Here is a 2381-nt window from a genome sequence, read left to right as displayed (position 1 = left end):
TAAATTTGGATCTTCTAGGGGAGCTCTATCTTTCAAGCCTTTGTGCAACAAAGCCTATTGATGTCAAAGTTATAGGTAAGGGACAAACACTTGAGACTGCGACAGAGGATGAAGCTAAAAGCTTGAAATGTGAATGGAATCCGTCTCTTAAACAAATTATTTTGTATCGTACAGATGATACTCCTTCAGGAGATGATTTTGAATTCTGTAAATACACAGTTATTTTAAAATCAAATAGAAATATTACTGCAACAGGTATAATTAAAGCTTCACTTGTGAATATACCCCCAGTTTCAGAAAATACTACCATCACATTTAAGTATTTAGCGAATGAAATTATTCCTTTAAACTTGCTTAAATATGCAAATGATGAGGGTGATGGGCCTACTAATACACTTATTACAAAGCCTAATAAACCTCAATTTGCAGACCTACCTATTTATTTACCTAGCAAAGTATCAGAAGACGGTATCTTTAAAGTAGTAAAAGCAGATCGTGAAGGTCCATGTCCTGGTAAAGATAGTAAAAATACATGTTATGGTGGCAATATCTATATTCAAGCAAAAAATGTATTTAATACCTTTAATGATACACTCACATATTATGTATATGATGCAGATGGAACTATCTCAGCTAAGGCCGGAATAATTAACTTAGTAAATACAGCAACCACAACTGATGATTCACGTGGTGGGGGGGGGGAAGTATTGGAATTCTTTCTATCGTATCGCTACTAAGTTTAATTGCTTATAGACGTTATCGTAAGTGATGAGAAAAATAAAAAAGCCTCCACTAGGAGGCTTTTTTATTTGTTAGTAACTTTTTATTTTCAAAAAAGATAAATATTAAATACGGTTTTTAGTGCTCTAAATATTTATTTATATATTCTTCGCGTATAGCAGTTCTTTCATCAGCACTTGCTTTGAGCATCCGTTGACGTAAATCATTACGCTCTTGTGTACTCATTTTTTGCCAGGCTTCACGCATTTTTTGCTTTTCTGCATCTGGAAGCTGGTTAAACCAATCCATACGTTGTTGCAAGTTAGCACTTTGGTTGGATGGTAATTCCTTTAAGCTTTGATAACGTTTAATTACAGCTCGTTGCTCTTCTTCAGATAGAGCATTCCAAGTATCATCTACTTGCGTATTGGCATCTTTCGAAAAAATCCAGAAACGTTCGAAACCTGCAAAGCTTGTTTGCAAGAAACTTAATGAACAAAGGATAAGTGCTAACTTTTTAGCTACCATGTTGAACTTTATCCTCACCCAATACCATGAGCATTTCTAAATCTTCTACCATTTGTGGCGATAATTTAGGATTTACAACGACTTGATTTTGTGGCTTATCAAGCATATCTACTGAATTTGGTAAAATAACAAAACCAGTAATCGCTGCTGCGAGTGCAAAACCAGTCATTTTCCAGACACTATAATAAGAGGCTGGTTTTTGCTGGATATGGTCAAGCACATGATTCATCACCACTGTTTTATTTTTATGGTGATGAGCCAAACTATCGAGTTTGGATGTCACCTTTTTAGTGAAATCATCATGATTCATTGGAACCTCCCATGGGATTTAAATGCGCTAAATACTCTCTAAGTCCCTGAATTGCTCGATGATAATGGGTTTTTACACTACCTTCGGTACAGTTCATAATTTGCGCTGTAGTATGGGTATCAAAACCTTCCCACGCACGTAACATAAAAGCTTGTTGTTGACGAATAGGTAGTTTTGCAATCGCTTCCTGGATCTCTTCTATGGTCACTGCTTGATCTAGAAAATCTGCTGGATTGATTGCTTTTTCATCGACAATATCAATGATTTCTTCATCATCATTGTCTAGACTAACTTTTTTGAAGAATGAAAATGGGTTTGCCCGACGTGCTTCTTTGCGGCGCCAATCCTGAAGTTTGTTATTTAGAATAGTATAAAATAGGGGATACCATTCTTCAGTACTTCGATCGGCGTAAGACTTGTGTAAAGCAATAAATGCTTCTTGAACCAAGTCCATAGCAATGCCTTGTTGACCTTGGGTAGCACTTTCCATCATCACTAAAGCACGACCAGTAACATCTTGCATGAAAACCTTTAGGCGTTGCTCAGCCGTGCTGGCATGAGCACTAGATGTTTCCGATCGAGACTTTTTCGGTGCTAAATCCATGGAGATGGAAAATCCTGTCATTGGACGTACCCACCTTATCTTCAATATATCTCTTATATAACGTTGAAAAGAGGTGGGAGGTTGACAACAATCGGCTATTTTTTAGTAGTGTAAATGATTTTTTTCACAAATATGAGCGATGTAAAATAAATTAACGTTTTATTGGCGTTGGCGAACCATTTCAAAAAAACAAATTGATCCTGCAATTGCTACATTTAA

Annotated in this window: 5 protein-coding genes; 2 read left to right on the top strand and 3 right to left on the bottom strand. The window is 36.2% G+C overall.

What is annotated here, in order from left to right; genetic code table 11:
- Both RT445_RS23595 and RT445_RS23775 read left to right on the top strand, forming a co-directional pair.
- The coding region (locus RT445_RS23595; protein WP_313471762.1) for a hypothetical protein at nucleotides 1-737 on the top strand (737 nt) is incomplete at its 5' end.
- Nucleotides 713-769: a hypothetical protein gene (locus RT445_RS23775; RefSeq protein ID WP_370685974.1), complete on the top strand. Its 57-nt coding sequence runs from the start codon at nucleotides 713-715 to the stop codon at nucleotides 767-769. The genes RT445_RS23595 and RT445_RS23775, both read left to right, overlap by 25 nt.
- Nucleotides 770-858: 89 nt before the next feature.
- Here RT445_RS23775 and RT445_RS23590 read toward each other — a convergent pair whose 3' ends face one another.
- The 3 genes from RT445_RS23590 to RT445_RS23580 are packed head-to-tail and all read right to left on the bottom strand — an operon-like array spanning nucleotide 859 to nucleotide 2183.
- Nucleotides 859-1248: a DUF3106 domain-containing protein gene (locus tag RT445_RS23590; RefSeq protein ID WP_000225917.1), complete on the bottom strand. Its 390-nt coding sequence runs from the start codon at nucleotides 1246-1248 to the stop codon at nucleotides 859-861.
- A complete protein-coding gene (locus RT445_RS23585) occupies nucleotides 1238-1558 on the bottom strand; it encodes a hypothetical protein (RefSeq protein ID WP_001015075.1) in 321 nt (106 codons plus the stop codon). The genes RT445_RS23590 and RT445_RS23585 overlap by 11 nt, the downstream gene beginning before the upstream one ends.
- Complete coding sequence (locus RT445_RS23580) at nucleotides 1548-2183, bottom strand: RNA polymerase sigma factor (RefSeq protein WP_313471759.1); 636 nt, start codon at nucleotides 2181-2183, stop codon at nucleotides 1548-1550. The genes RT445_RS23585 and RT445_RS23580 overlap by 11 nt, the downstream gene beginning before the upstream one ends.
- Nucleotides 2184-2381 lie beyond the last annotated feature (198 nt).

The organism is Lysinibacillus sp., assembly GCF_032093475.1.
Lineage (GTDB): Bacteria > Bacillota > Bacilli > Bacillales_A > Planococcaceae > Lysinibacillus > Lysinibacillus irui.
The sequence above is the reverse complement of the archived record's forward strand: the minus strand, read 5'-3'. Positions and strand labels throughout refer to the sequence as shown.